Origin of the sequence: Luteimonas gilva, assembly GCF_005239095.1 — a bacterium.
In the GTDB taxonomy this organism is placed as follows: Bacteria; Pseudomonadota; Gammaproteobacteria; order Xanthomonadales; family Xanthomonadaceae; genus Luteimonas_C; species Luteimonas_C gilva.
This window is the reverse complement of the sequence record NZ_SZUA01000001.1, coordinates 1,218,165-1,238,636: the sequence shown is the minus strand read 5'-3', so window position 1 is coordinate 1,238,636 and position 20,472 is coordinate 1,218,165. Positions and strand designations below refer to the sequence as shown.

Here is a 20,472-nt window from a genome sequence, read left to right as displayed (position 1 = left end):
CAGCCGATGCGTTCGCTGCGGATCGTGCTGCTGTTGCTGGTCGCGCTGCTGGCGTGGCTGCAATACCGGCTCTGGTTCGGCAGCGGCGGCGAAGGCGAAGTGCGGGCGCTGCAGGAACAGGTACAGAAGCAGGCGCGCGACAACGGCGGCCTGCAGCAGCGCAACGACGCTTTGGCCGCCGAGGTGAAAGACCTGAAGAACGAAGGCGGCGGCGAAGCGATCGAAGAACGCGCGCGCAGCGAGCTGGGCATGATCAAGCCCGGCGAGACTTTCTACCGCGTGGTCGAGCAGGCGAATCCGGCTCCGGCGGAAGCGAGCGCGGACAAGCCGGAGCCGGCGCAATGAGTTGGGCCGTGGTGCCCGCGGCCGGACGCGGCGCGCGTTTCGGCGGCGAGGTGCCCAAGCAGTATCTGGAAGTCGCCGGCGAGCCTTTGCTGGCGCACACGTTGCGCGCGCTATGCGCGCATCCGGGCGTGGACGGCGCGGTCGTAGTGCTCGCCGAAGGCGATGCGCGTTGGCCCGGTTGGGCCGAAATGGCCGGCAAACCGATCCTGGCCTGCGTGGGCGGCGGCGAACGCGCCGACTCGGTGCTGGCGGGTCTGGCGGCATTGCCGGAAAGCGTGCGCGCCGACGATTTCGTGCTGGTGCACGATGCGGCGCGGCCGAACCTGCATCCGGACGATTTGACCCAATTGCTCGAACGCGGCCGCGGCGATCCGGTCGGCGCGATCCTGGCCGCGCCGGTGCGCGATACGCTCAAGCGCGCAGGCGACGACGCCGGCATCGACGCCACCGAGCCGCGCGAACGGCTGTGGCGCGCCTTCACCCCGCAGTTGTTCCGCCGCTTGCAACTGAGTCGCGCGCTGGAAGCGGCGCGGGACGAGGGCGTGGCGGTGACCGACGAGGCGATGGCGATGGAGCGGTTGGGGTTCCGGCCGTTGCTGATCGAAGGGCGGGAGGACAACTTGAAAGTCACCACGGCGGCGGACTTGGTGTTGTTCGAATTCTTGGTTTCCCGCAAGAACCCGTAGCCCGGGTGGAGCGAAGCGATACCCGGGGTTTTTGATCTTCTATTTCGCCGTGGCTCCGCCCGATTCTGAGAATGGCGTTCCCGGGTATCGCTTCGCTCCACCCGGGCTACGATCATCGGTTAAAGTCCTGCAACGATAGCTTCTCCGGTTTCCGATATGCCCGATATCCGCATCGGCCAAGGCTTCGACGTCCACGCCTTCGGCGACGGCGATCACCTCATGCTCGGCGGCGTGCGCGTGCCGCACGTGCGCGGCGTGCTCGCGCACAGCGACGGCGACGTGGTCCTGCACGCCTTGTGCGACGCCATGCTCGGCGCATTGGCCCTGGGCGACATCGGCAAGCATTTCCCGCCTTCCGACCCGCAGTGGAAGGGCGCCGACAGCCGCGCCTTCGTTCGCCATTGCAACCGTTTGCTGGCCGAGCGCGGCTGGCGGGTCGGCAACGCCGATATCACCGTGATCTGCGAGCGACCCAAGATCGGTCCGCACGCCGACGCGATGCGGGTGAACATCGCCGAAGATCTGGGCATCGATGTCGATGCGGTCGGCGTGAAGGCCACGACCAGCGAAAAACTCGGCTTCACCGGGCGCGGCGAGGGCATCGCCGCGCAGGCGGCCTGCCTGCTGGTCCGGGCGTGAGCGAAGCCGAACTGCCGCGCGCCCACGGCGCGCCTGCGCTGTCGGCGCGGTTCCGCGCTTCGCCCGAGGATTTCCGGGTCGAGGAGATCGACGGCTTCGAGGCCAGCGGCAGCGGCGAGCATCTGCTGCTGACCGTCGAGAAGCGCGGCATGAACACCGCTTTCGCCGCCAAGCGCATCGCGCAATGGGCCGGCGTGCAGGAAGCGGCGATCGGCTACGCCGGGTTGAAGGATCGCCACGCGCTCACGCGCCAGCGTTTCAGCGTGCATTTGCCCAAACGCGTCGCGCCCGATTTGTCCGCGCTGCAATCTTCCGATCTGTCGGTCCTGAAATCGGAATGGCATGCGAAAAAACTGCCGCGCGGCGCCTTGGCCGGCAATCGCTTCGTGTTGACGTTGCGCGAGGTCGCGGGCGATCGCGATGCGGCCGTCGAACGCCTGCGCGCCATCGCGGCGCGCGGGGTGCCGAACTATTTCGGCGAGCAGCGTTTCGGGCGCGACGGGGGCAACGTCGCCGAGGCCTTGGCCATGTTCGCCGGCCGCCGCGTGCGCCGCGAGCAGCGCTCGCTGTTGCTCTCTGCGGCGCGTTCGGAATTGTTCAACCGCGTGTTGGCCACGCGCGTGGCCGACGGTAGCTGGGAGCGGGGCCTGGAAGGCGAAGTGTGGATGCTGGACGGCAGCCGCAGCGTGTTCGGGCCGGAGCCGTGGAGCGACGAGCTGGCGGCGCGTTTGGCGACGTTCGACATCCACCCGAGCGGGCCGTTGTGGGGCGCGGGCGGGTTGCGCAGCGCCGCCGTCGCGCGACAGTTGGAGGAAGCGGGATTGGCCGACGAAACGGCGTTGGCCTTGCGTGCCGGGCTGGAGAAGGCCGGGTTGAAGCAGGAGCGTCGCGCCTTACGCCTGCGACCGCAGGCCTTGCGTTGGGATTGGCGGTCCGAAGATGTCCTCGAATTTCAATTCGAATTGCCCGCAGGCGCGTATGCGACCGTAGTTTTGCGGGAATTGGGCGAAATCGCCAACGCGGCCGCGTAGCGGTCGCTCTTCGTAGGAGCGGCTTTAGCCGCGAGCTCTTTCCAGTGAATCGCGGCTATGCCTGGATTGAGGAAAAAAGCTCGCGGCTAAAGCCGCTCCTACGAAAAGCGGTAACTCTACAAGGCTCGGTAAGCCTCAGCGCTTCGCCAGCAGCACCAGCACCGCCCCTGTGCCGCCCTGCGCAGGCGGCGCCGAATGGAAGGCCAGCACATCGGCGCGTTGGCGCAATACGCGGTCGACCAGGTTCTTCAGCACCGGCACCGCGCTGCCCGAGTTCAGGCCTTTGCCGTGGATGACGCGGACGCAGCCGAAACCCGCATGCCGCGCCTGGAGCAGGAATTCGCGCAGCAGGCCTTCCGCGGCCTGGGCGTCGCTGTCGTGCAGGTCCAGCTCGTCTTGCGCCGCGTACAGGCCGCGGCGCAGGCGTTGCAGCACGCGCGGCGGGACTTCGTCGCGGCGGTAGCTCAGCGCATCGCCCGATTCCAGATCGTCGCGGGCCATCGCCCGCCGGAATTCGCTCAGCGCCTCGGTTTCGTCGCGTTCGGCCATCGCGGCGCGGGCCTTGGGTTTGGGCTTCTGCGGCGGCGGCGCGGCCGCAGGCAGCTCCCGCACCGGGCCGATCGCCTGGCGGAACAGTTCGGAATCGTCCGGGTCGCGGTCGTTTTTGCCCATCGCAACGACAATCTAGCGCTCGATCCGCCAGAAGCAAGCCAAGTAGCCCGGTTAAGCGCAGCGCACCCGGGATCGAGTCGCTGCGTGGTCCCGGGTGCGCTGCGCTTACCCGGGCTACGGTCGCAGATGGCTGCAATCCGCATTCGGTATCATGGGCGCCTACAGAGGAGTTCCATGCGCGTTCTTGTCAGCAACGACGACGGCGTCGACGCCCCCGGCATCCGCATTCTGGCCGAGGGCTTGCGCGCCGCCGGCCACGAAGTCAGGGTGGTCGCGCCCGATCGCGACCGTTCCGGCGCCAGCAATTCGCTCACCTTGGACATGCCGGTGCGGGTGATCCGGCTGGATGAACGCACTTGGCGCGTCGCGGGCACGCCCACCGATTGCGTGCACTTGGCGCTGACCGGCATGTTCGGCGAGGACGAGGAGCCCGACATCGTGGTCTCCGGCATCAACAATTCCGCGAACCTGGGCGACGACGTCATTTATTCGGGCACCGTTTCGGCGGCGATGGAAGGCCGTTTCCTCGGCTTGCCCGCGGTGGCCGTATCGCTGGCGACGCACGAACATCAGGCCAAGCATTACGAAACCGCGGCGCGCGCGGCGGTGGAGATCGTGGCGCGGCTGAAGGCCGATCCGCTGCCGGCCGACACCATCCTCAACGTCAACGTGCCCGATCGCGCCTGGGACGACGTCGCCGGCTTCGAAGTCACGCGGCTGGGCAATCGCCATCGTTCCGAGCCCTGCGTGCCGGCGCAGGATCCGCGCGGCCGCAGCCTGTTCTGGATCGGGCCGGCCGGCCGCGAGCAGGACGCCGGCCCCGGTACCGATTTCCACGCCATCCGCACCGGCCATATCTCGATCACGCCGATCCACGTCGACCTGACGCGCTACCAGGCGCTGGAGCACGTCGCGCGTTGGGTCGGCAGCCTGGCCGAAGAATTGAAGCAAGGGCAGCAAGCATGACCGCGCGCTTGCGCCTGCAGCCCGAAGCCATCGGCATGGGCATGACCTCGCAGCGCGTGCGCGATCGCCTGATCGAACGCCTGCGCGGCAACGGCATCCGCGACGAGCGCGTGCTGAACGCGATCCGCACCGTGCCGCGGCATTTGTACGTCGACGAAGCCCTGGCCACGCGCGCTTACGAAGACACTGCACTGCCCATCGGCCACGGCCAAACGATTTCGCAACCGTGGGTGGTGGCGAAGATGACCGAGGCCATCCTCGACGGCGCATCGCCGAAAAAAGTGCTCGAAGTAGGCACCGGTTCCGGCTACCAGGCCACGATCCTGGCCGCGCTGGGCATGGAGGTCTACACCGTCGAGCGGATCGGCGAATTGCTGCGCACCGCGCGCAAACGCTTCCGCAGCTTGGGTTTGAACGTGCGCAGCAAGCACGACGACGGCCGCATCGGCTGGCCGGAAGAAGGCCCGTTCGACGCGATCGTGGTTACCGCCGGCGCGCCGGCATTGGTGGATGCGCTGAAGGACCAGCTGGGGCCGGGCGGCACGCTGGTGGCGCCGGTCGGCAACGCGTCCTCGCAATCGCTGCTGAAGCTGCGCAAGCAGGACGACGGCAGCATCGAGCAGACCGATCTGGCGCCGGTGGTGTTCGTGCCTTTGTTGTCGGGACTGGTCGATTGAGCGTCGCGGCAGGGCCCGGGCTTTTGTGGGAGGGGCTTCGGCCCCGACCGCCATCTGTCGGGGCCGAAGCCCCTCCCACAAAGGCAGAGGCCGTCGACGGATGAAATTGTTCGGCCCGCTCTACCAACGCGCACTCGTCTGGGCCCGCCATCCGCGCGCGCCCGCTCTGCTGACCGGCTTGAGTTTCGTCGAAGCGATCATTTTCCCGGTGATGCCGGAAGTGATGCTGGCGCCGATGTGCCTGGCCCAGCCCAAGCGCGGCTTCTGGTTCGCGACGTTGAGCTTGGCAGGTTCGCTGGCCGGCGCTTTGGTCGGTTACGCGCTCGGCCATTTCGCTTACGAGCTGGTGAAGCCGCTGTTGGTGTCCTTGGGCTGGATCGACAAGATCGACGAACAAGTGCGCTACCTGCGCGAAGTGTCGGCGAATTCGCCGTGGAAGGCGTTCTGGATATTGGTGATCGCCGGTTTCGCGCCGATTCCGTTGAAATTCTTCACCTGGGCCGCAGGCATCGTCGGCGTGCCGCTGCTGCCGTTCATGGCCAGCATGTTCGTCGGCCGCGGCAAGCGCGTGTACCTGCTGGCCGGCGCGATCCGCCTGGGCGGCGAGCGGGCCGAAAAAGCGCTGCACCGTTACATCGAGCCGGTCGGATGGGTAGCATTAATCCTGCTCGTGCTCGCATTCGGCTATCTGCTCTACAGGGCGAACGCAGGATGAAGACGATTCGCGCGTTGATCTGCCTAGGTTCGCTGTGCCTGCTCGCCGCTTGCGCGAGCAGCCACGTGGTGCGCGAAGGCGGCGCGCGCGGTCCGGTGCGTGTGTCCGCGCCCAAGTACGGATCGACCGCCGTCGTGCAGCGCGGGCAGACGCTGTACCGCATCGCCACCGAGAACGGCATCAGCCCGCTGGATCTGGCGATGTGGAACGGGGTCCCGCCGCCGTACACGATCTATCCCGGCCAGCGGCTGCGTCTGTATCCCGGCCGCGGTTCCGCGCTCGTCGCCACGCGGCCGCCGCCGCGTCCGGGCTCGGGCACCGCGCCGCCACGGCCATCGCCGCCGCCGCCGGTGGTAACTGCGCCCGCGTCCAGCCCGATCGATTGGCGCTGGCCGACCGAGGGCCAGCTGATCGGCCGCTACGTCGGCGGCGATCCGACCAAACAGGGCATCGACATCGCCGGTTCCGGCGGCCAGGTCGTGCGCGCCGCCGCCGACGGCGTGGTGGTGTATTCCGGCTCGGGCCTGATCGGCTACGGCGAGCTGATCATCGTCAAGCACAACGAACAGTGGCTGTCGGCTTACGGCCACAATCGCTCGCGCCTGGTCAACGAAGGCCAGCTCGTGAAATCCGGCCAGCAGATCGCCGAAATGGGCCGCAGCGGCGCGGCGCGCGACATGCTGCACTTCGAGATCCGCTACAACGGCAAGCCGCTGGATCCGCTGTCCTACCTACCGCAGCGCTAGCGACCGTTCGGCTTAGCGCCGCATCGGCGGGCCAACCTATGGCACTGCGATAGCGGGAGGCGACCCGGCAGCATCGCCCAGGGCGATCGAGGGGAATGGGATGAAGCATCGAATCTATGGGCTGGCGCTGTTCCTGCTGTGCGCTCCGGCGTTCGCGCAGGAATCCTCGATCCCGATCGCCGACGCGCGCGCCGTGTTCGCGCAGGCCCAGTCGCTGTGCGAAACCGACGGCGGCCGCTTGTGGGGCGCCTCTTTGTGCGCGCCGATCATGCTGGTGGATCCGAACACGCGCCGGATCGTCGCATCGCAAGCCGACGCCAAGGGCGCGCTGCGCGCGCAGGACGGCGTGTTCGTCGGCGAGCTGCCGGCGGAGGCGAACGCGGCCAACACCGCCACCGAATGGTCCGGCACGCGCTGGACGCAAATGGTGTGGCCTTTGCCCGAGGACGACGACGCACGCGGCACGCTGATCGCGCACGAGTTGTTCCATCGCTTGCAGCCCGACTTGCCGATCGCGAGCGCGAAAGGCGGCGAAAACCCGCACTTGGATACGCTGGAAGGGCGCTACACCCTGCAATTGGAGTGGCGAGCCTTGGCTAAGGCGCTGCAAGCGGATAGCCGCGCCGCCAAACGCGCCGCGGCGGCCGATGCGCTGGCGTTCCGCGCCGAACGCTACCGCCGTTTTCCCGAGGCCCGTGTGGACGAGGCCGCGCTGGAAATCAACGAAGGCTTGGCCGAGTACACCGGCGCGATGATCGGCAACGCGACGCCGCAGGCGCGGTTGCGCACGGCGCTGAACGATCTGCAGGCGCATGTCGGCGACCCCAGTTTCGTGCGCTCTTTCGCGTATGCGACGGGCCCGGCCTACGGCATGCTGCTGGACGACTTCGCGCCCGGCTGGCGCAAACGCTTGGGGGGCGCGCCGTCCGATCTCGGCACGCGTCTGCGCGATGCGGCCCGCATCGAAATTCCGGCCGGCGAAGCAGTACTGGCCGCGGCCGCCGCGCGCTACGACGGCGCCGCGTTGCGCGCAACGGAAACGGTGCGCGAGCAGAAACGCTTAGCGCAGCTCGCGCGCAATCGCGCGCGTTTCGTCGACGGTCCGGTGCTGACGCTCGCCTTGGTCCATATGAGCGTGCAGTTCAATCCGAGCAATCTGCAACCGCTCGACGGCGTCGGCACCGTCTATCCCACCATGCGCGTCACCGACGATTGGGGCACGCTGGAAGTGGCGGATGGCGCGGTGATGCGCAGCGATTGGAAGGCGGTGATCCTGGCCGCGCCCGACAACGCCGGAACGGCGCTGCAGGGCCCGGGTTGGAAGCTCACGTTGAAACCGGGATGGGCGTTGGCGCCCGGCGAGCGCGCCGGGGATTACGTGTTGAAAGGGCCCTGATCCTGGCGGGCGAGGCGCTCTGCGCCGTCGGAATTTCGGTCGCCGGGATGAGGCGCGCCAACCGCATCGCCAACAGAATCTGAATCGCCGGCTGAGATGCCTGCGACGTTTGGGACCGCCTGTGTATCTTTGAATCGCTGGCGCTTGCGCCGGAATCGGGGGTTGTCCGTGTTGTCGTTACGGTGCTGCGATCGCGCAGTGGCTGTGGCGGCGGCCCCATCGCGAACCCCAAAAAGGAATAACCCCGATGAATCGAGCGATCTGGCTCCCCATGGCCCTGATGGTTTTGGGCTGTGCGCAAAGCGACAAGACTCCGGAAAGCGAAACGAAGCAAGGCGCTAGCCCTTCTACGCCGGTCGCATCGGCCTCGACCGGCGCGCCGAACAATACCGTCTCTTCGGACGGCGAAGGCGGGAACGCTGAACAGGAATTCAGGGAGGCGATGGCGCTGAGCGCCTACCCGAAAGTGGATTACCGCGACGAAGAGGGCAATGGCATTTCTTTCGAGGAGTTCATGAAGCAGACGTCGAACGGGAAAACATTCGGCATGTTCAAGAACTCGAAAACGAAAGAGGCCATCGTGTCGTTGAATAAACCGGGCAAACCTGTCGCCGAAGAGACGAAAAGCGATATTCGGATCGGCAGTCCGCTGCCGGCCTTGAAGAACGCCAAGACCTTGGACGGCAAGGCTTTGGACGACGCCATGTTTTCGGGGCGCCATACGCTGGTGAGTTTCTACTATTCCGAATGCGTGCCTTGCATCGCCGAGGTTCCGGCGCTGAACGCGTATGCGAAGGCGCATCCGGAGATGGGTATTCTGGCTGTGACGTTCGATGAGGCGAAAGAAGCCCGCGCTTTCGTCGGAAAACACGGATTCGAGTGGCCGGTATTGGCGGATAGCGAGGCGTACATCCATCAAGCAGGCGTGAGAACCTACCCTACGATCCTGTTGATCGGACCCGACCGAAAAATCGTCGCGAAGATGAAGACCACTTTGCTGCAACGGGAAGACGACACGGCCTCCGCAGTTGCCGCGCTCGATCGGTGGGTCGAATCGCTGTTGTGAACTCGGATTTGGGTCGCCGCGATAGGGCCGCTGTTTCAGGAGAGGATGAAGCCGGCGACCACCCGCCGGCCTTCCGCGGCCAACACATTGAACGTGCGCGCCGCCGCGGCGTTGGTCATCGATTCCAGGCCGATGCCGCGGCTCAAGCAGGCGGCCATCGTTTCCGGCGACGGGAAGGCTTGCACGGCGCCGGCGCCGAGCACGATCAGTTCCGGATTCAGCGCGAACAGCGGTTCCAAATCGGCCGGCGCCAGCGCGTTCACGTCGCGCACGGACCAGTCTTCGATCAGTTTGTCGGGCGCTACTATAAAGCTGCGCGTCAGCTTGCGGTCGTTCACCAGGGCGGAGGCTCCGTCGGCGCCGCGCAGGCTGTATTCGTAATCGGGCCGTTCCAGGTTCAGCTGCATGGCTTTGCGTTTGTAGTAGCGGCTTCAGCCGCGAGCTTCAGCTTCAGGTCGCCGGATCTGCAGGAAAGAGCTCGCGGCCGAAGCCGCTCCTACAAAAGCCCGCTTCCGCCGCGGCACCGAGGTCGTGACGCTCAGCGCGGCAGGACGATCTGCCGATGGTCCTTCGACGGCCGATACAGGATCGCCACATGCCCGATCTTCTGCACCAGCGCCGCGCCGGTGCGGCCGGCCAGTTCGTCGATCATGGCCGCGCGCTCGTCGCGGTCATCGCCGCCGATTTTCACCTTGATCAGCTCGTGGTGCTCCAGCGCGCCGTCCACTTCGGCCACCAGCGCGTCGGTGATGCCTTTGCCGCCGACTTGGAGCATCGCCTTGAGGCCGTGCGCTTGGCCACGGAGGAAACGGTTCTGGCTGGCGGTCAAAACGGTGCTCATCGAGGATCGGAACAGGGCGGGAGACGGCGCACAGGGTATCATGGAGGTCCTAACCCGTTGATTTCCCATGGCGCGCAGCAAGAGCAGCCACCGTTGGCTCCAGGAGCATTTTTCCGATCCCTACGTCAAAAAGGCGCAGGCGGAAGGGATGCGCTCGCGCGCGGCCTACAAACTCGAGGAATTGGTCGAACGCGACCAGTTGCTCAAGCCGGGCATGGTGGTGGTGGATCTGGGCGCGGCCCCGGGCGGGTGGTCGCAATGGGTCCGGCAGGCCCTGGGCGACCGCGGCCGCGTGGTCGCCTTGGACATCCTGGAGATGCCTCCGCTGGCCGGAGTCGAGTTCCTTCATGGCGATTTCAGGGACGATAGCGTCTTATCGGCCTTGGAGACGACGCTGCAGGGGCAGCCGGTCGACCTTGTCCTGTCCGATATGGCCCCCAATAAGAGCGGTGTCGATTCGGTCGATCTGCCGCGGGCGATGCACCTGGCTGAATTGGCGATGGAATTCGCCGATAACCACCTTCGGCCCGGCGGCGCGTTCCTGATCAAGCTGTTCCAGGGCGTGGGTTTCGACGAATACGTGCGGCAACTGCGGCGGCGTTATGCCAAAGTGTCGATTCGCAAACCGGCGGCGTCGCGCAAGCGCTCCCCGGAAGTGTATGCCCTGGCGCAGGGCAAGCATGCGCAGATGAAGTAGGGCGCTCGGGCGCCGGAGAGTTGAATGAACGATCTTGTGAAGAATCTCTTGCTGTGGGTCGTCGTCGCCGTCGTGCTGATGGTGGTGTTCCGCAGCTTCGCGCCGACCGCCACGGCCGGCGGCGAAGTGGTGTACTCGCAGTTCGTCGAGGACGTGCGGGCCGACAAGATCAAGACGGTCGACATCTCCAGCGACGAGCGCACCATCAAGTTCGAGCGCAAGAACGGCGACAAGGGCATCACCAATGCGCCGCGCCGCGACGAGCATTTGGTCGACGACTTGATCAACCACAAGGTCGAGATCAAGCAGGCGCCGCCGGAAAGCGGCATCTCGCTGTGGACCATCCTGATCAACTTCCTGCCGATCCTGCTGATCATCGGCTTCTGGGTGTTCGTGATGCGGCAGATGCAGCAGGGCGGCAGCAAGGGCGCGATGTCCTTCGGCCGCTCGCGCGCGAAGCTGCAGGGCGAGGACCAGGTGAAGGTGACCTTCGCCGACGTCGCCGGCTGCGACGAGGCCAAGGAAGAAGTGGCCGAGCTGGTCGAATTCCTGCGCGACCCCACCAAGTTCCAGAAGCTCGGCGGCCGCATCCCGCGCGGCGTGCTGATGGTCGGCTCGCCCGGCACCGGCAAGACGCTGCTGGCCAAAGCCATCGCCGGCGAAGCGAAAGTGCCGTTCTTCTCGATTTCCGGTTCCGACTTCGTCGAAATGTTCGTCGGCGTCGGCGCGAGCCGCGTGCGCGACATGTTCGAGCAGGCCAAGAAGCATGCGCCTTGCATCATCTTCATCGACGAGATCGACGCGGTCGGCCGCCATCGCGGCGCCGGCCTGGGCGGCGGCCACGACGAGCGCGAGCAGACCCTCAACCAATTGCTGGTGGAGATGGACGGCTTCGAAGGCGGCGAGGGCGTGATCGTGATCGCCGCGACCAACCGCCCCGACGTGCTCGACCCGGCGTTGCTGCGTCCGGGCCGCTTCGACCGCCAGGTCGTGGTCGGCCTACCCGACGTGAAGGGCCGCGAGCAGATCCTGAAAGTGCATATGCGCAAAGTGCCGCTGGCCGACGACGTCGACGCGATGGTCGTCGCGCGCGGCACGCCGGGCTTCAGCGGCGCCGACCTCGCCAATCTCGTGAACGAGGCCGCGTTGTTCGCCGCCCGCGAGAATGCGAAAGACGTGCGCATGGAACACTTCGACAAGGCGCGCGACAAGATCCTGATGGGCACCGAGCGCCGCTCGATGGCGATGAGCGAGCAGGAAAAGACGCTCACCGCCTACCACGAGGCGGGCCACGCCATCGTCGGCCGCATCGTTCCCGAGCACGACCCGGTCTACAAGGTCACCATCATCCCGCGCGGCCGCGCGCTGGGCGTGACCATGTACTTGCCCGAGGGCGACAAGTACAGCTACAACCGCACCGCCATCGAATCGCAACTGTGCTCGCTGTACGGCGGCCGCGTCGCCGAAGAACTGATCTTCGGCAACGACAAGGTCACCACCGGCGCGTCCAACGACATCGAGCGCGCGACCAAGATGGCGCGCAACATGGTCACCAAATGGGGCCTGTCGGACGAGTTGGGCCCGATCGCCTACGGCGAAGAGGACGACGAAGTGTTCCTGGGCCGTTCCGTCACCCAGCACAAGAGCGTGTCCGACGACACCGCGCGCAAGATCGACGAGGTCGTGCGCAGTATCCTGGACAAAGCCTACAACCGCACCAAGGCGATCCTCACCGAGAACCTGGACAAGCTGCACGTGATGGCCAAGCTGTTGCTGGAGTACGAAACCATCGACGTGCCGCAGATCGACGCCATCATGGAAGGCCGCGATCCGCCGCCGCCGATGGGCTGGGGCAAGAACGGCAACCGGGACAAGAACGACGTGCGTCCGCCGTTGCCGCCGATCGGTGGGCCCGCGGCGCAGACTTGATCCGGATCCCGCCTCGGCGGGCGCCATTCCGCGTCACAAAGGACGGCTTCGGCCGTCCTTTGTTTTATCCGGCTGGGGAGACGCGAATGGATAGGCGCAAGAAAAACAACGGCGGCGCTTGGTTGGCGCTGTGCATCGGTGCCGGCGTCGCACTCGGCGCGGCCTTGGGCAATCTGGCCGTCGGCATCGGCTTGGGTGCGGGTTTGGGCGGGATGATGATGGCGTTGTCGGTGCGCAGAAACGGCGGATAGCGCCACGGCTTGGTGACAGAATAGACGCACTCCATGCCGGGCCCTTCCATGTTCGACACCACGCCCCAGCTCGATTGCGCCGGCCGCCCGCTCAAGCTCGACCGCCCGCGCGTGGTCGGCATCGTCAACGTCACGCCCGATTCGTTTTCCGACGGCGGCGAACACGCCACGGTCGACGCCGCCATCGCGCACGGCCTGAAGCTGGCCGAGGAGGGCGCCGATGCGCTCGACATCGGCGGCGAATCGACCCGGCCCGGCGCCGATGAAGTTTCCACGGACGAAGAAATCGCACGCGTCGTGCCGGTGATCGAACGGCTCGCGAAAGAAACTTCGCTGCCGATCGGCGTCGACACCTCCAAGCCAGAAGTGATGCGCGCCGCGGTCGCGGCGGGCGCGGGCATGATCAACGACGTGTACGGCCTGCGCCGCGAAGGCGCGCTGGATGCCGCCGCATCGCTGGGCGTGCCGGTGGTGCTGATGCACATGCTGGGCGAGCCGCGTTCGATGCAGGACGACCCGCGCTACGACGACGTGGTCGCCGACGTGCATCGGTTCCTGGCCGAGCGGATATTCGCCGCGGAAATGGCCGGCATCGCCAAGAAGAACATCGTGGTCGACCCGGGCTTCGGCTTCGGCAAGACGCGCGAGCACAATCTCGCATTGCTGGCGCAACTGGAGCGTTTCGGCGAGCTCGGCGTGCCGGTGCTGGCCGGCCTTTCGCGCAAGCGCACGATCGGCGACCTGACCGGCCGCGAAGCGCCGCGCGATCGCGTCTTCGGCTCGGTCGCCGCTGCGCTGATCGCCGCGCAGCGCGGCGCCATGCTGTTGCGCGTGCACGATGTCGCCGCCACGATCGACGCATTGAAGGTATGGAATGCGGTGGCCGCGGTGCCGATGCCGCGCAAAGCCTCGGCGTCGTCGGCGCCGTCGATTCGCTGGCCGGACGACGATTGACCCACGCCGTCATCCCAGCGAAAGCTGGGATCCATTTTGCTGTTGCTTACGCCGTTCTCTACGACTTCAAAGCCGAATCAAGATCAAAATGGATCCCGGCTTTCGCCGGGATGACGGATAAGAAAGTCCAGGCCCTTACGACTCCGATGCCCGCCGACACCCGCCCGCCCGCCATCGCCCTCATGGGCCCCACCGCCTCCGGCAAGACCGCGTTGGCGCTGGCGTGGGCGGAAAAATACGGCGGCGAAATCGTCAGCGTCGATTCCGCGCTCGTCTACCGCGGCCTGGACATCGGCGCCGCCAAGCCGACCGCCGAAGAGCTCGCACGCGTTCCGCATCACTTGATCGACCTGCGCGAACCCTGGCAGCCCTATTCCGCCGCCGAATTCGCGAACGATGCGCGCGCCGCCGTCGAGGGCATCGCGGCGCGCGGCAGATTGCCGATCCTGGCCGGCGGCACCGGCTTGTACTTCCAAGCTTTGTTGCGCGGCCTGTCGCCGATGCCCGAGGCCGATGCCGACGTCCGCGCCGAAATCGAAGCCGAAGCCGCGCAGCGCGGCTGGCCGGCGCTGCACGCGCAACTGGCCGGCATCGACCCCGAAGCCGCGGCCCGCATCCACGCCACCGACCCGCAGCGGATCCAGCGCGCGCTGGAGGTCTACCGGATCAGCGGCCGCCCGATCAGCGCCTGGCAGCGCGAGGACAAACCGGCCCCACTGCCGCTGCGCGTGCTGAAGCTGGCGATCGCGCCGGACGACCGCGCCGAACTCCACCGCCGCATCGAACGCCGCTTCGACGCCATGCTCAGCGCCGGTTTCCTGGACGAGGTGCGCCGCCTGCGCGCGATTCCCGAACTGCGAGACCACCCGCGGCCGCTGGACCTGCCGTCCCTGCGCGCCGTCGGCTATCGCCAGGCCTGGGAACACCTGTCCGGCGAGACCGATGCGGCCGCTTTCCGCGACCGGGCGATCTTCGCCACCCGCCAGCTGGCCAAGCGTCAGCTGACCTGGCTGCGCGGCCAGCCGGACTTGCGATGGTTCGATCCGGAACGCGATCGCGAAGCTTTGAAAGCCGCCCCGGACCTCTTCTTGGCCCGTTCGCGGCCCTGAATGCGAGCCAAGCCGCTGTCTCCGGCGGCCGTCTGCGCTAACATCGGGCTGTCGCCGCCGCGGGGAGCGGGTCGGGCGATGCGGTCCTTCGGGGCCGGACGACTAAAACAAAAACCAAGTTGGGGATACGCAAAAATGTCGAAGGGGCAGTCTCTGCAGGATCCGTTCCTGAATGCGTTGCGCCGCGAGCGCGTGCCGGTCTCGATCTACCTGGTCAACGGCATCAAGCTGCAAGGCACCATCGAATCGTTCGACCAATTCGTCGTCCTGCTGCGCAATACCGTCAGCCAGATGGTCTACAAGCACGCCATTTCCACCGTGGTACCGGCGCGCAACGTGCGGGTCGGCCCGGGAGGCGGCTATGTGCAGCCGTCGGGCGAGAACGGCGAGGGCGACGTAGGCGCCGACGAGCACGAATAGCCGCGCATTCACCCGGCGGATGCGACAATGCCGCCGATGAAGGACATGTTCGATCGCGGCCGCAAAGGCGAGCACGCGCTGCTGATCCAGCCTCACGCCGGCGGCCCGCCGGCGGATGGGGCGATGGAGGAATTCGCCGATCTGGCGCGCTCGGCCGGCGCCAGCATCGCCACGCTGCTGACCGCCCGGATCGACAAACCCAATCCGGCGACCCTGATCGGCAGCGGCAAGCTGGAAGAAGTCAAAGCCGCGGCCGACGCCACCGGCGCCGACTTGGTCCTGGTCAACCATGCCCTGACGCCGGTCCAGGAACGCAACCTGGAAAAGGCGCTGGAGCGGCGCGTGGTCGACCGCACCGGCCTGATCCTGGACATCTTCGCCCAGCGCGCCCGCAGCCACGAAGGCAAACTGCAGGTAGAACTGGCGCAGCTGAAGCACATGGCCACGCGCCTGGTTCGCGGCTGGACCCACTTGGAACGCCAACGCAGCGCGATCGGCATGCGCGGCCCCGGCGAAACCCAGTTGGAAACCGACCGCCGGCTGCTGCAGAAGCGCGTCGACCAGTTGCAGAAGCGGCTGGAAAAAGTCGAGGTGCAGCACACCCAGATGCGCCGCGCGCGAGTGCGCAGCGAAGTGCCGCGGGTGGCGCTGGTCGGCTACACCAACGCCGGCAAATCGACCCTGTTCAATGCGCTGACCGGCGCCGAGGCCTACGCCGCCGACCAGTTGTTCGCCACGCTCGACCCCACCGTGCGCCGTCTCGCTTTGCCCGGCGGCGCCGTGCTGTTGGCCGACACGGTCGGTTTCGTGCGCGACTTGCCGCACGAACTGGTCGCCGCGTTCCGTTCGACCTTGTCCGAAGCGCGCGAGGCCGATCTGCTGCTGCACGTGATCGACGCCGCCGATCCGCTGCGCAACGAACGCGTGGCGCAAGTGGATGCGGTGCTGGCCGAGATCGGCGCCGGCGATCTGCCGCAGGTGCTGGTCTACAACAAGATCGATCGGGTCGAAGGCGCCGAGGCGCGCTACGAAAAACCGAACGAAGGGCGCGCCCGCGTCTGGCTTTCCGCGCAAAACGGCCTGGGCCTGGATCTGTTGCGCCAAGCGCTGGGCGAAGCGCTGGATCTGCGCCGCGTCGTCGGCGAGGTCCTGTTGCCCAACCATGCCGCCCGGCTGCGTTCGCGCCTGCACGACTTGGATGCGGTGCGCGCCGAGAGCCACGACGAGGACGGCTGGCGGCTGAGCGTGGACCTGGCCGCCAGCGACGCGGCGCGGTTGGCCGCGGGCGAGGGCGGCGAAGCCCTGCGAGGGCTCTTGCCCGGCGAGGGGGCCAACCCCACCTTGTAGAATCGGGTCGTGCGCGTCCGGTCGTTTAAGATCGGCGCCCAGCGATTTCGCGCCCTGGCCGGGACGGTGGGCGTATACCTTTCGGATGTGGAGCAGGCATGGCCTGGAATATTCCCGGTAGCGGCGGTTCTGGAAAAAACGGCAACGGACAGGGGCAGGGCGGTCGGCCTGGCGGCGGCCGCGGCGGCAATCCGCTGGACGCGGTCGGCGACGCGCTGCGCGGCCTGTTCGGCGGCATGGGCGGCGGCGGCGCGATGCGCTGGATCGGCATCCTGGTGCTGCTGTGGCTGGCCTTCACCACCTTCACCCTGATCGCCGAACAGCAGCGCGGCGTGGTGCTGCGCTTCGGCCAGTACGCCCGCACCATGCAGCCCGGCCCCAACTTCAAGCTGCCCTGGCCGCTGGAGCGGGTGATCAAGGTCAACGCCACCGGCGTGCGCACCTACAGCAACACCGTGCCGGTGCTGACCCGCGACGAGAACATCGTCACCGTCTCCTTCAACGTGCAGTACCGGGTCGGCGATCCGCGCCAGTTCCTGTTCGGCACGCGCGACGCCGAGGAAGTGCTGGAGCAAACGGCGCTCAGCACCGTCCGCGAGCAGATCGGCCGCTCCACATTGGATACGGCGCTCAACGCACGCGGCCCGCTGTCCAGCGCCGCGGAAAAAGCGCTGCAAGTGTCTTTGGACGCCTACCGCACCGGTTTGGTGGTCACCGAATTGAACCTGCAGGACGCGCGTCCGCCGGAAGAAGTGAAGCCGGCCTTCGACGAAGTGAACAGCGCCCAGCAGACCAACGAGCGCCTGGTCAACGAAGCGCGCGCCTATGCCGCCAAGATCGTGCCCGAAGCGCGCGGCGAAGCGGCGCGCACCCGCAGCGTGGCCGAAGGCTACAAGACCGCGGTGATCGCCCGCGCCACGGGCGATGCGACCCGCTTCTCGTTGCTGGTCGACGAATACAAAAAATCGCCCGAAGTCACCCGCAAGCGCTTGTGGCTGGATACCGTGCAACAGGTGCTGGCCGACAACCGCAAAGTCATCGGCGGCGACGGTCGCCAACTGATCTACGTGCCGATGTCCGGCGCGACGGGCTCGACCTCCAATCCGCCGCTGTTGCCGCCCGAGACCATCGCGCCGACCGTCAACGCGATCCCGATGTCCACCGAGCCGCGGCCCGAACGCGAACCGCGCCCCACCCGTGACGGAGCCACCCGATGAAGCCCGGTCTGATCGCCGCACTCCTCGCCGTCGTCCTGCTGGGGTTGCTCGGCTCGGTGTTCGTAGTCCGCGAAGGACAAGTCGCCCTGGTCCTGAATCTGGGCCGCGTATCGCGCACCGATATCGGTCCCGGCCTGCATTTCAAGGTGCCGCTGGTCGAAAGCGCGCGCATCTTCGACAAGCGTTTCAGCGCCAACGCCTTCTCGCCCGAACGCTCGCTGACGTCCGAGCGCAAGGACGTCAGCGTCGATTTCGTCGCCATCGGCTACATCGCCGACGTGCGCGCCTTCTACCGCGCCACCGGCGGCGACGAGAAGGTCACCACCGATCGGTTGGAGCCCATCGTCAAGAACTCGCTGCGCAACGAGATCAACGCGCTCACCCTGACCCAGCTGGTGTCGGGCGACCGCAACGCCTTCATCGCCAAGCAGCTGCCGGCGATCAACAAGGCGGCCGAATCGCTGGGCATCCACATCGTGGACATCCGCTTCAAGCAGATCGACCTGCCCACCGACAGCGAAGTGATCGGCCAGGTCTACAACCGCATGCGCGCCGAGCGCCAGCAGGTGGCCAGCCGTTTGCGCGCCGAGGGCGAAGAACAAGCCCGCACGGTGCGCGGCAATGCCGATCGCGACAAGAACGTGATCGACGCCGAGGCCGATCGCGACGCGCAGAAGCTGCGCGGCGAGGGCGACGCCGAAGCGGCCCGCATCTTCAGCGAGGCGGCCAACAAGGATCCGGCGTTCTTCGCCTTCCAGCGCAGCCTGGACGCGTACCGTCGCTCCTTCGCCGACGGCAATGCGGTGATCGTGCTCGACAAGAACGACCCGTTCCTGCAATACCTGCGCGACGACCGCTGAGCCGTGCGGGATCTGCTGTGCGCACTGTGCTTGGTCGCGGTGCTCGAAGGTCTGTGGCTGTTCGCGGCGCCCGGAGCGTGGAAGCGGGCGATATCGCAATTGCTGGCGATGCCGGATCGGCAATTGCGGGCGATCGGCGGGATCGTGCTGATCGTGGGACTGATCTCACTTTATCTGGTCCGGCATTAATGCTTTTTCCTCCCCCCTCGCGGGGGAGGATGCCCGAAGGGCAGGAGAGGGGCGCGAAGCACAGCGAGCGTGCTTTTGATCTTCGCTTGAGGCAATCCGCCAAAGCCGACCCTCTCCCTGGCGCTCCCTCCGCGCCTGTCCCTCTCCCGCAAGGGGAGAGGGTTAACAGGGTGGCCTTCGACCCCGAAAACCCGGATAATGCACAAAAGCCGGACGGGGTCTTCCCTCCGGCTTTTTCCGTGTTTGAAGGAGATGGCCGTGGGTCAGTCGGTAGTGGTGTTGGGCGCTCAGTGGGGCGACGAGGGCAAGGGCAAGATCGTCGACCTGCTGACCAAGGAGATCGGCGCCGTGGTGCGCTTCCAGGGCGGCCACAACGCCGGCCATACGCTGGTGATCGGCGGCAAGAAGACGGTGCTGCACCTGATTCCGTCCGGCATCCTGCGCGACGACGCGCTGTGCCTGATCGGCAACGGCGTGGTGCTGAGTCCCGCCGCGCTGCGCAAGGAAATCGACGAACTGGAAGCCAACGGCGTCGAAGTGCGCAGCCGCCTGAAGATCAGCCCGGCCACGCCGCTGATCATGCCTTACCACATCGCCCTGGATCAGGCCCGCGAAAAGGCCGCCGGCGGCAAGGCCATCGGCACCACCGGCCGCGGCATCGGTCCGGCCTACGAAGACAAAGTCGCGCGCCGCGGCATTCGCGTCGCCGACCTGCATTACCCTGACCAGCTCGGCGAATTGCTGCGCACGGCGCTGGATTACCACAACTTTGTGTTGACCAAATACCTCAACACCGATCCGGTCGATTTCCAGCAGATCTACGACGAAGCGCTGGCGTTCGGCGAATACGTCGAGCCGATGAAGTCCGACGTCGCCGGCATCCTTCACGACCTGCGCAAGCAGGGCAAAAAGGTGCTGTTCGAAGGCGCGCAGGGCTCGCTGCTGGACATCGACCACGGCACTTATCCCTACGTCACCAGCAGCAACACCACGGTCGGCGGCGCGTTGGCCGGCACCGGCGTGGGCGCGGATGCCATCGACTACGTGCTGGGCATCGCCAAGGCTTACGCGACCCGCGTCGGCGGCGGCCCGTTCCCGACTGAGCTGGACAATGAAGTCGGCCAGGCGCTGCGCGACAAGGGCCAGGAATACGGCGCCACCACCGGCCGTCCGCGTCGCTGCGGCTGGATCGACATCGTCGCGCTGAAGCGCGCGGTAGCCATCAACGGCATCACCGGCCTGTGCATCACCAAGCTCGACGTGCTCGACGGCATGGACAAGCTGAAGATGTGCATCGCCTACCGCTACCGCGGCAAGGAAACCGAATACGCACCGCTCGACGCGCAAGGTTGGGCCGAATGCGAACCGGTTTACCTGGAATTCCCGGGCTGGTCCGAGAACACGCACGGCATCACGAACTGGGACGAACTGCCGCCTGCAGCGCGCGCCTATCTGCGCGCGCTGGAAGAATTGGCGGGTTGTCCGCTGGCGATCGTATCGACAGGCCCGGATCGCGACGCGAACATCGTGCTTCAGGATCCTTTCGCCTAACGCCGGCCGGGCGCCGCACGCGGGCGGTCGCCTGAAACGTTGCGGCGATGAAACGCCGGTCACGCGACCGCATCGCCTCGCGTTGCGGTCTTCGCCGCTGGAGTACCCGCAAAACCCAGCCGGCATCACATTTCCTATACGCGGTCGCACTGCAGTTTTCGTCCCTTG

Annotated in this window: 24 protein-coding genes; 21 read left to right on the top strand and 3 right to left on the bottom strand. The window is 66.8% G+C overall.

The window, feature by feature from the left end; translation table 11 throughout:
- The first annotated feature begins 6 nt into the window (after positions 1–6).
- From ftsB to truD, 4 genes are all read left to right on the top strand, one after another.
- The gene (ftsB, locus tag FCE95_RS05835; RefSeq protein ID WP_137266001.1) at positions 7–345 is read left to right on the top strand and encodes a cell division protein FtsB; all 339 of its coding nucleotides are present in this window, start codon (positions 7–9) and stop codon (positions 343–345) included.
- Positions 342–1,031: a 2-C-methyl-D-erythritol 4-phosphate cytidylyltransferase gene (gene ispD / locus FCE95_RS05830; RefSeq protein WP_137266000.1), complete on the top strand. Its 690-nt coding sequence runs from the start codon at positions 342–344 to the stop codon at positions 1,029–1,031. Before ftsB ends, ispD begins: the two co-directional genes overlap by 4 nt.
- A gap of 156 nt (positions 1,032–1,187) precedes the next feature.
- Positions 1,188–1,670 carry a 2-C-methyl-D-erythritol 2,4-cyclodiphosphate synthase gene (gene ispF, locus FCE95_RS05825; RefSeq protein ID WP_137265999.1) on the top strand — a complete coding sequence of 161 codons (483 nt, stop codon included), beginning with the start codon at positions 1,188–1,190 and terminating at the stop codon, positions 1,668–1,670.
- On the top strand, positions 1,667–2,701 hold the full coding sequence (truD, locus tag FCE95_RS05820; protein ID WP_137265998.1) for a tRNA pseudouridine(13) synthase TruD: 1,035 nt from the start codon (positions 1,667–1,669) through the stop codon (positions 2,699–2,701). Before ispF ends, truD begins: the two co-directional genes overlap by 4 nt.
- Positions 2,702–2,836: 135 nt before the next feature.
- On the opposite strand, the gene FCE95_RS05815 is transcribed toward truD, so the two are convergent.
- Positions 2,837–3,373, bottom strand: a complete 537-nt coding sequence (locus tag FCE95_RS05815; RefSeq protein ID WP_137265997.1) for a Smr/MutS family protein — start codon at positions 3,371–3,373, stop codon at positions 2,837–2,839.
- A gap of 174 nt (positions 3,374–3,547) precedes the next feature.
- On the opposite strand from FCE95_RS05815, the gene surE reads away from it, so the two are divergent.
- The 6 genes from surE to FCE95_RS05785 all read left to right on the top strand — a co-directional run bounded on the left by surE (position 3,548) and on the right by FCE95_RS05785 (position 8,939).
- Positions 3,548–4,339, top strand: coding sequence for a 5'/3'-nucleotidase SurE (surE, locus tag FCE95_RS05810; RefSeq protein WP_137265996.1), 792 nt, complete (start codon positions 3,548–3,550; stop codon positions 4,337–4,339).
- On the top strand, positions 4,336–5,016 hold the full coding sequence (locus FCE95_RS05805; protein ID WP_137265995.1) for a protein-L-isoaspartate(D-aspartate) O-methyltransferase: 681 nt from the start codon (positions 4,336–4,338) through the stop codon (positions 5,014–5,016). The genes surE and FCE95_RS05805 overlap by 4 nt, the downstream gene beginning before the upstream one ends.
- A 100-nt stretch (positions 5,017–5,116) precedes the next feature.
- A complete protein-coding gene (locus FCE95_RS05800) occupies positions 5,117–5,731 on the top strand; it encodes a YqaA family protein (protein ID WP_137265994.1) in 615 nt (204 codons plus the stop codon).
- Positions 5,728–6,477: a peptidoglycan DD-metalloendopeptidase family protein gene (locus FCE95_RS05795; protein ID WP_137265993.1), complete on the top strand. Its 750-nt coding sequence runs from the start codon at positions 5,728–5,730 to the stop codon at positions 6,475–6,477. Before FCE95_RS05800 ends, FCE95_RS05795 begins: the two co-directional genes overlap by 4 nt.
- Before the next feature lie 100 nt (positions 6,478–6,577).
- On the top strand, positions 6,578–7,873 hold the full coding sequence (locus FCE95_RS05790) for a hypothetical protein (protein WP_137265992.1): 1,296 nt from the start codon (positions 6,578–6,580) through the stop codon (positions 7,871–7,873).
- Between the two features lie 247 nt (positions 7,874–8,120).
- Positions 8,121–8,939, top strand: coding sequence for a TlpA family protein disulfide reductase (locus FCE95_RS05785; protein WP_137265991.1), 819 nt, complete (start codon positions 8,121–8,123; stop codon positions 8,937–8,939).
- A 35-nt stretch (positions 8,940–8,974) separates the two neighbouring features.
- Here the strand turns inward: FCE95_RS05785 and FCE95_RS05780 are convergent, their stop codons facing one another.
- Both FCE95_RS05780 and yhbY read right to left on the bottom strand, forming a co-directional pair.
- The gene (locus FCE95_RS05780) at positions 8,975–9,346 is read right to left on the bottom strand and encodes an Mth938-like domain-containing protein (protein ID WP_137265990.1); all 372 of its coding nucleotides are present in this window, start codon (positions 9,344–9,346) and stop codon (positions 8,975–8,977) included.
- Positions 9,347–9,477: 131 nt separating this feature from the next.
- Positions 9,478–9,780 (bottom strand): ribosome assembly RNA-binding protein YhbY, encoded by a 303-nt coding sequence (gene yhbY, locus FCE95_RS05775; RefSeq protein WP_137265989.1) that lies wholly within the window; start codon positions 9,778–9,780, stop codon positions 9,478–9,480.
- Between the two features lie 67 nt (positions 9,781–9,847).
- Between yhbY and rlmE the strand changes: the two genes are divergently transcribed.
- The 11 genes from rlmE (at position 9,848) to FCE95_RS05725 (ending at position 20,304) form a co-directional block, all read left to right on the top strand.
- Complete coding sequence (gene rlmE / locus FCE95_RS05770; protein ID WP_137265988.1) at positions 9,848–10,477, top strand: 23S rRNA (uridine(2552)-2'-O)-methyltransferase RlmE; 630 nt, start codon at positions 9,848–9,850, stop codon at positions 10,475–10,477.
- 24 nt (positions 10,478–10,501) lie between these two features.
- Entirely contained in the window at positions 10,502–12,406 is a 1,905-nt protein-coding gene (gene ftsH / locus FCE95_RS05765; RefSeq protein WP_137265987.1) for an ATP-dependent zinc metalloprotease FtsH, read from the top strand.
- An 86-nt stretch (positions 12,407–12,492) separates the two neighbouring features.
- A complete protein-coding gene (locus tag FCE95_RS17045; protein ID WP_189644643.1) occupies positions 12,493–12,657 on the top strand; it encodes a hypothetical protein in 165 nt (54 codons plus the stop codon).
- A gap of 48 nt (positions 12,658–12,705) precedes the next feature.
- Complete coding sequence (gene folP / locus FCE95_RS05760; protein WP_137266471.1) at positions 12,706–13,611, top strand: dihydropteroate synthase; 906 nt, start codon at positions 12,706–12,708, stop codon at positions 13,609–13,611.
- A 146-nt stretch (positions 13,612–13,757) separates the two neighbouring features.
- Positions 13,758–14,720 carry a tRNA (adenosine(37)-N6)-dimethylallyltransferase MiaA gene (gene miaA, locus FCE95_RS05755; RefSeq protein ID WP_137265986.1) on the top strand — a complete coding sequence of 321 codons (963 nt, stop codon included), beginning with the start codon at positions 13,758–13,760 and terminating at the stop codon, positions 14,718–14,720.
- A gap of 135 nt (positions 14,721–14,855) precedes the next feature.
- The gene (hfq, locus tag FCE95_RS05750; RefSeq protein ID WP_137265985.1) at positions 14,856–15,140 is read left to right on the top strand and encodes an RNA chaperone Hfq; all 285 of its coding nucleotides are present in this window, start codon (positions 14,856–14,858) and stop codon (positions 15,138–15,140) included.
- Between the two features lie 45 nt (positions 15,141–15,185).
- Positions 15,186–16,487, top strand: a complete 1,302-nt coding sequence (hflX, locus tag FCE95_RS05745; RefSeq protein ID WP_137266470.1) for a ribosome rescue GTPase HflX — start codon at positions 15,186–15,188, stop codon at positions 16,485–16,487.
- 98 nt (positions 16,488–16,585) lie between these two features.
- On the top strand, positions 16,586–17,704 hold the full coding sequence (gene hflK / locus FCE95_RS05740; RefSeq protein ID WP_137265984.1) for an FtsH protease activity modulator HflK: 1,119 nt from the start codon (positions 16,586–16,588) through the stop codon (positions 17,702–17,704).
- Entirely contained in the window at positions 17,701–18,564 is an 864-nt protein-coding gene (gene hflC / locus FCE95_RS05735; protein WP_137265983.1) for a protease modulator HflC, read from the top strand. Before hflK ends, hflC begins: the two co-directional genes overlap by 4 nt.
- A 3-nt stretch (positions 18,565–18,567) precedes the next feature.
- The gene (locus FCE95_RS05730; protein WP_137265982.1) at positions 18,568–18,753 is read left to right on the top strand and encodes a DUF2065 domain-containing protein; all 186 of its coding nucleotides are present in this window, start codon (positions 18,568–18,570) and stop codon (positions 18,751–18,753) included.
- Between the two features lie 258 nt (positions 18,754–19,011).
- A complete protein-coding gene (locus FCE95_RS05725) occupies positions 19,012–20,304 on the top strand; it encodes an adenylosuccinate synthase (RefSeq protein ID WP_137265981.1) in 1,293 nt (430 codons plus the stop codon).
- Positions 20,305–20,472: the final 168 nt, after the last annotated feature.

What these genes read in the sequence shown, in the direction of transcription:
- rlmE (WP_137265988.1), top strand. Translation starts at nt 9,848, where the DNA reads ATGGCGCGCAGCAAGAGCAGCCACCGTTGGCTCCAGGAGCATTTTTCC.
- surE (WP_137265996.1), top strand. Translation starts at nt 3,548, where the DNA reads ATGCGCGTTCTTGTCAGCAACGACGACGGCGTCGACGCCCCCGGCATC.
- FCE95_RS05795 (WP_137265993.1), top strand. Translation starts at nt 5,728, where the DNA reads ATGAAGACGATTCGCGCGTTGATCTGCCTAGGTTCGCTGTGCCTGCTC.
- miaA (WP_137265986.1), top strand. Translation starts at nt 13,758, where the DNA reads ATGCCCGCCGACACCCGCCCGCCCGCCATCGCCCTCATGGGCCCCACC.
- hflX (WP_137266470.1), top strand. Translation starts at nt 15,186, where the DNA reads ATGTTCGATCGCGGCCGCAAAGGCGAGCACGCGCTGCTGATCCAGCCT.
- FCE95_RS05815 (WP_137265997.1), bottom strand. Translation starts at nt 3,373, where the DNA reads ATGGGCAAAAACGACCGCGACCCGGACGATTCCGAACTGTTCCGCCAG.
- FCE95_RS05805 (WP_137265995.1), top strand. Translation starts at nt 4,336, where the DNA reads ATGACCGCGCGCTTGCGCCTGCAGCCCGAAGCCATCGGCATGGGCATG.
- FCE95_RS05790 (WP_137265992.1), top strand. Translation starts at nt 6,578, where the DNA reads ATGAAGCATCGAATCTATGGGCTGGCGCTGTTCCTGCTGTGCGCTCCG.
- hfq (WP_137265985.1), top strand. Translation starts at nt 14,856, where the DNA reads ATGTCGAAGGGGCAGTCTCTGCAGGATCCGTTCCTGAATGCGTTGCGC.
- ftsB (WP_137266001.1), top strand. Translation starts at nt 7, where the DNA reads ATGCGTTCGCTGCGGATCGTGCTGCTGTTGCTGGTCGCGCTGCTGGCG.
- folP (WP_137266471.1), top strand. Translation starts at nt 12,706, where the DNA reads ATGTTCGACACCACGCCCCAGCTCGATTGCGCCGGCCGCCCGCTCAAG.
- ispF (WP_137265999.1), top strand. Translation starts at nt 1,188, where the DNA reads ATGCCCGATATCCGCATCGGCCAAGGCTTCGACGTCCACGCCTTCGGC.
- FCE95_RS05800 (WP_137265994.1), top strand. Translation starts at nt 5,117, where the DNA reads ATGAAATTGTTCGGCCCGCTCTACCAACGCGCACTCGTCTGGGCCCGC.
- FCE95_RS05780 (WP_137265990.1), bottom strand. Translation starts at nt 9,346, where the DNA reads ATGCAGCTGAACCTGGAACGGCCCGATTACGAATACAGCCTGCGCGGC.
- FCE95_RS05785 (WP_137265991.1), top strand. Translation starts at nt 8,121, where the DNA reads ATGAATCGAGCGATCTGGCTCCCCATGGCCCTGATGGTTTTGGGCTGT.
- FCE95_RS17045 (WP_189644643.1), top strand. Translation starts at nt 12,493, where the DNA reads ATGGATAGGCGCAAGAAAAACAACGGCGGCGCTTGGTTGGCGCTGTGC.
- ispD (WP_137266000.1), top strand. Translation starts at nt 342, where the DNA reads ATGAGTTGGGCCGTGGTGCCCGCGGCCGGACGCGGCGCGCGTTTCGGC.
- hflK (WP_137265984.1), top strand. Translation starts at nt 16,586, where the DNA reads ATGGCCTGGAATATTCCCGGTAGCGGCGGTTCTGGAAAAAACGGCAAC.
- hflC (WP_137265983.1), top strand. Translation starts at nt 17,701, where the DNA reads ATGAAGCCCGGTCTGATCGCCGCACTCCTCGCCGTCGTCCTGCTGGGG.
- yhbY (WP_137265989.1), bottom strand. Translation starts at nt 9,780, where the DNA reads ATGAGCACCGTTTTGACCGCCAGCCAGAACCGTTTCCTCCGTGGCCAA.
- ftsH (WP_137265987.1), top strand. Translation starts at nt 10,502, where the DNA reads ATGAACGATCTTGTGAAGAATCTCTTGCTGTGGGTCGTCGTCGCCGTC.